Consider the following 6394-nt stretch of genomic DNA (forward strand, 5'->3'; position numbering starts at 1 on the left):
TTCCGGTGACGGTGCATGGGAAGTTGGACCGTAAAGCCCTCCCGGACGTCACCTTCGAACCTCAAGCGCTGCAGTATGTTGCGCCACGAACGCCGGTCGAGGAGACGGTTGCCGCAATCTTCGATGATCTGCTGGGAACGTCGACGGTGGGCGTGAACGACGACTTTTTTGCCCTGGGTGGGAACTCTCTCAGTGCGGCCAGGTTGGTTGCGCGAGTGAATTCTGTTCTCGGCGAACGGATCAACATTCGTGACGTCTTCGATGCTTCTACCGTTGCAGCGCTGGCCGAATTGGCGCAGTGTCGCGGAGGAGAGGGGGCCAAGCCGGCGTTGACGCCGCGGGGTATGACGACAGATATCCCACTTTCACCGGCGCAGGAGCGAATGTGGTTTGCGAATCAGTTCGCCCCCGAGTCCGCCGCCTACAACGTCGCGTGCGCGTTGAGGCTCGAAGGTGCAGTGAACGTGAGTGCGCTTCACGCTGCATTTGTCGACGTCGTCGAGCGGCACGAGTCCTTGCGCACTGTTTTTCCTCTCACTGACGACGGCCCGCGTCAAGTGATCATGTCCACCTCACAGGTGGTATCGGATCTTGCACCGATACTTGTGCAGGGAGAGGAAGAGCTGCGCGAGCGTAGCCGGCAGATCGCTTCGGATGGTTTCGACGTCACGCAGCAGGTCCCGATGCGCGCCACCTTGTTGCGGCGAGATGACCAGGTCCACTCGCATGTCCTGGTGATCGTGATTCACCACATCGCCGCCGACGGATTCTCGACGGTACCGCTGGCCCGAGATCTCATGAGCGCATACTCCTCCCGTGTGAACGGTAAGGCACCGCAGTGGGCGCCGCTCGGGATCCAGTATGCCGACTACGCGTTGTGGCAACGTGGTTGGTTGGGCTCGGAATCGGACTCTCGGTCTCTGATCTCGAAACAGCTCGGCTATTGGGCCGAGAATCTTGCGGGCGCACCTGAGGTTCTCGACATTCCGACCGATCGACCGCGCGGTGATGTGCGTTCGCTTCGACGCGGACGGATCAGGTTCGAGTTCGGTCCGAAGGTGCATGCCGGTGTGGTTGCCCTGTCGCGCAAACACAACGCCACGGTCTTCATGGTTGTGCACGCAGCCTTGGCAGTGCTGCTGGCGAGGCTCAGTGATGAGGACGACGTAGCCGTCGGAACTCCCATCGCCGGGCGTGGGGAGCGCGAACTCGACGACCTGGTGGGCATGTTCGTCAACACGTTGGTCTTGCGCACTGCAGTGGACCGCGGCGCAACTTTCGGAGACTTCCTCGACCAGGTCCGAAACGTAGATCTGAGCGCCTTCATACACGCGGACGTGCCGTTCGAAAGAGTCGTCGAGATCGTGAATCCTTCACGTTCGACGGCGTACTCGCCCCTGTTTCAAGTCATGTTGGAGTTCCAAGACATCGAACGGCCTGCACTCGAACTCCCCGACCTGCAGGTGACCGACGTGGGCGTCGAGATCGACACCATCAACTTCGATCTTCAGTTGACGGTGACGCGGAACGCCGGCGCAGCCGGCGAATACGACGGTCTTCGCGCCGAATTCGGATATGCCACAGATATTTTCGACGAGGAAACGGTAGCGGGCTTCGCCGACCGCCTGCAACGGATTCTCGAGCGCGTTATCACGTATCCGCAATCACGGATCGGAGATATCGAGATCCTCGACGCCTATGAGTCAGCCGAACTGGTACCCGTGCGAGGTGAGATTTCCGCCGCTGTTCAGACCCTTCCGGATTTGCTGACTGCAGCAACAGATATGGCGACCGCCCAGGATCCCGGCGCCGTCGCGCTGGTGTTCGAGGAACGTGAAGTGACCTATCTCGAACTCGACGTGCGGTCGAACCGCTTGGCCCGCATGCTGATCGAATCCGGAGTGGGTCCCGAATCGGTGGTGGCGTTGTGTCTCCCACGCTCCATCGAGTCCGTTCTGGCGGTGTGGTCCATTGCCAAGACAGGTGCGGCATTCCTTCCCGTGGACCCGGGACATCCTGCTGCTCGTATCGAGCACATGCTGGGCGACTCCGGTGCAGGGTGGGGGATAACGTCTCGAGCTCACACCGCGGCATTGTCCGGCCTCGTGCCGTGGCTGGTCCTCGACGATGCCGGTTTCGAGGAACGGCTGCGGGCGTACTCGCCATCGAAAGTCACCGACGCGGATCGGAAGGCACCGATTCGCATCGACAATCCGGTCTATCTGATCTACACGTCGGGGTCGACAGGAACACCCAAGGGCGTGACGGTCACACATCGCGGGTTGAGCGACTTCGCGCTCCAGGAGCGTGAGACCTTCGCCGCCACGACCCGATCCAGAACTCTGCACTTCGCTTCGCCGAGTTTCGACGCGTCGGTTCTCGAGCTCGTGATGGCCGTTGGTGCTGGAGCCACGATGGTGATCGTGCCACCGACCGTCTACGGCGGGTCGGAACTGGCGGCGCTACTGGAGCGCGAGCGCGTCACCCATTGTTTTGTGACTCCGGCGGCCTTAACGTCCGTCGACCCAGACGGTCTCACCACTGTCGGTTGTGTCGTGACAGGTGGGGAAGCGTGTCCGCCGGAATTGGTGGCCCGCTGGGCGCCGGGCAGAAAGATGTTCAACGCCTACGGTCCTACCGAGGCAACTGTCGTGTCGAGCATCAGTGCGGCACTGGCTCCGAACGACCCGGTCACTATCGGCACACCTACTCGCGGATTCAGCGAGGTAGTGCTGGACTCGCGTCTGCGAGCGGTACCGGTAGGTGTCGCGGGGGAGTTGTATCTTGCCGGGCCGGCTCTCGCTCGCGGCTATCACCGGCGATACCCGTTGACCGCCACGCAGTTTGTCGCAGATCCCTTCGGTGCGCCGGGAACGCGGATCTATCGCACGGGCGATCGCGTGCGGTGGACGCCCGACCGACGGCTGGAGTATCTCGGGCGCACCGATGCCCAAGTCAAAGTCCGTGGGTTCCGCATCGAACTCGGGGAAGTCGAGGTGGCACTGCAGACGCACCCGCGCGTGGCCCAGGCGGTGACGGCCGTCTGGAACGGCGACGGCAGGGATCGGTTGATCGGCTACGTGGTTCCCGATCGCGGAGCGAGTGTCGATCCGCGAGACGTCCTCGCCCATGCAGGCAAGCGCCTGCCGTCGTACATGGTGCCGGCGGCGGTGGTGGTGCTCGACGCCGTTCCGCTGACGGTTCACGGAAAACTCGACCGCGCAGCGCTTCCCACACCCGATTTCTCGTCCGCCGCCACACCCGACCGGCCACCGCGAACGGAAACCGAGAATCTTCTTGCCGCTCTGTTCGCGCAGGTTCTCGGTCTCGACGCGGTAGGAGTGCATGATTCGTTCTTCGAGCTCGGTGGCGACAGCATCATGTCCATCCAATTGGTGGCCCGCGCTCGCGATGCGGGTGTGATCATCTCACCCCGAGATGTTTTCGACCACAAATCCGTCGCCGCGCTTGCCGAGTCGGCGCACCTTGAGCAGGACAGGCCTGATGTACTCGCGGAGCTACCGGGATCCGCTGTCGGAACTGTTCCATTGAGCCCGGTGGCGCAGTGGATGCTCGACCGCAGCAGTGGCGGGCTGCGTGGCGGCGGAGTGAAACGGTTCTCCCAGGCGCTCTTGCTGACAGCTCCCGCTGATCTCACCCAGGACCTCCTTGTCCGTGGTCTCCAGGTGTTGCTGGACCGCCACGGAATGCTTCGAGCTCGCTTGGTTGAGAGTGACCGGGTCATGGAAGTCTTACCACCCGGCTCGATCTCGGCCGAAGGACTGATCCACCGCGTAGCTGTCGATTCGGTGGACGACGAAGGTTTCAGGGCCTTGGCGTCGGGAGAACTCGAGGCCGTGGCCGACAGCTTGGATCCCGCCACGGCTGACATGGTGCGCGTGATCTGGTTCGACCTGGCCGACAAACCTGACGTGTCGACCGGGCGGGGCCGACTACTTGTGGTGATTCATCACCTGGTTGTCGACGGCGTCTCGTGGCGCATTCTGGTCACCGACCTGGCGTCGGTGACAGCACAACTCCAGGCCGGTGTCACGCCCGAACTGCCACAGATCGGAACGTCGTTCCGGCGATGGGCGCATGGGCTTGTCGAGCACGTGGGCGACCGGAGCGTCGAACTGGACATGTGGAAAACGATCCTGGACGGCGATGACCCGTTGATCGGTTCGCGCCCACTCGATCCCACGATCGACGTCGACGACACGGTCGACACCGTTACAGTGGACATCTCGCCTTCGGCGACCAGGAACCTTCTCACCACGGTTCCTGCGGCATTCCACGCCGGCGTGAACGACGGACTCGTCACCGCTGTTGCGTTGGCCTCGATCGAGTGGCGACGACGCCGCGGTATGGATACCGCTGCCGCCCTGATCACGCTCGAAGGACACGGGCGCGAGGAAGGAGCGGTTCCTGGTGCAGACCTCGGTCGCACCGTTGGTTGGTTCACCACGCTCTACCCGGTGCGCGTGGACCTCGGCGCAATCGACGTCGACGACGCACTGGCAGGTGGCGCCGACGCCGGGCGGGCCCTCAAAGCTGTCAAAGAGTACTTGCGTGCGATCCCCGATCATGGAATCGGATTCGGGATGTTGCGGTACCTGTCTGGCGAGAGCGACCCACTCGGCCGATTCCGTTCTCCTCAGATCAGTTTCAACTATTTGGGCCGGATCAGCTCCTCTGACGGAACACAGGACTGGCTGCCGGTGGAGGGCAATCGAAGGCTCGGCGGAACCCAGAACCCGTCCATGCCTGTGGCGTCCGTGATCGACATCAACGCGGCGGTTGAGGACCATGTCGACGGGCCCTGCCTGACAGCATCTTTCACCTTTCCCCGCGGAGTGCTCGACAGGTCTGACATCGCGGAGTTCGCGGAACTGTGGCGTCGTGCGCTCGACGGACTCACCGCGCACGCGTCGCGACCTGATGCGGGCGGTCTGACGCCGTCGGACATTCCCCTCGTCTCGGTCGACCAACAACAGATCGAACGCTGGGAGAACGACTTCCCCGGATTGCAAGATGTCTGGTCGGTGTCGCCCCTTCAGGCCGGGCTGATGTTCCATGCCTCACTGGCGGCCACGTCGACGGACGTCTACACAGCGCAGTTGTGCGTCGAGCTCGAAGGAGCGGTTGATTCCGAGCGTTTGCGCGGCGCTGCTGCCGGACTACTCGCAAACCACCCGAATCTGTGTGCAGCGTTTCTCTACGACGTGAACGGCCTACCGGTGCAGTTGATTGTCGACGATGCCGTGATTCCCTGGACCGAGGTCGACCTGAGTGATCGCGGATCGGCAACCGACGCAGATCTGGAGCGCCGCCTCGACGAGGACCGCAGTGCACCCTTCGACCTCGCTTCGCCGCCACTGCTTCGGCTGACGCTGCTGCGAACCTCGCCGACGAGGTGCGTGTTGGTGGTGACGAACCATCACATCGTTCTCGACGGCTGGTCGATACCGTTGATGGTTCGCGAACTGTTGATGCGATACGCGGCCGACGGTCTCCCGGTCGAGAGGGCCCCGGCCGATCTTCCCGAGACTCCCTCCTACCGCGCCTATCTGGAATGGTTGATGCACCGCGATATGGAGACCTCGCTCGCGGCGTGGGAGGACGCCTTGGAAGGCGTCGACGAGCCGACGTTGTTGGCGCCTTCGACGCCGATCGCGGAGCAGCTGGTGCCCGAAGAGGTTGCCGTCGATCTACCCGATTCGGTGCGCGACGGACTCGGTGCGCTGGTCCAACGGAGCGGGATCACGATGAACACGGTGATCCAGGCGGCGTGGGGTGTCCTACTGTCTCGGATGCTTTCCCGTGACGACGTAGTCTTCGGCGTCACGGTTTCGGGCCGCTCACCCGAGTTGCCTGGTGTGGAAAACATGATGGGGCTGCTGATCAACACGTTGCCTGTCCGAGTGCAACTGGATCCGGACGAGACGTGTACGCAGCTGCTCGCTCGACTGCAAAGCGAGCAGACAGCTCTGCTCGATCATCACTATGTCGGACTCGGCGCGATTCAATCTGTCGTAGGGACAGGCAATTTGTTCGACACACTGTCGGTCTTCGAGTCGTATCCGATCGATACCTCGGGGATGGGCGGGAACACCGACATTGCCGGTATGCGCGTCACCGCTGTGAATGCCCGCGACGCCACGCATTACCCGCTCACCGTGCTGTCGGTCGCGGAACCGACGCTGCAGGTCAGCCTGCGGTACCAGCCGGCGGCATTCGACCGCGCCGCGGTCGACACCATTGCACAGCGAATGTCGCGGATTCTTGCCGCCTTCGCAGCGAACGCGGATACACCGGTCGGTGAGGTCGACGTGTTTGTCGCCGGTGAGCGTGGGTTGGTGGTGGGTGGTTGGGATGGTGTGGGGGTTGTGGT

At 62.8% G+C, this 6394-nt stretch carries 1 protein-coding gene; it reads left to right on the forward strand.

Annotation, left to right across the window (positions count from 1 at the left end):
* The coding region (locus YH3_RS34510; RefSeq protein WP_154100421.1) for a non-ribosomal peptide synthetase at positions 1–6394 on the forward strand (6394 nt) is incomplete at both ends.

It is taken from the genome of Rhodococcus sp. YH3-3, from assembly GCF_001653035.1.
GTDB lineage: Bacteria > Actinomycetota > Actinomycetes > Mycobacteriales > Mycobacteriaceae > Rhodococcus_F > Rhodococcus_F qingshengii.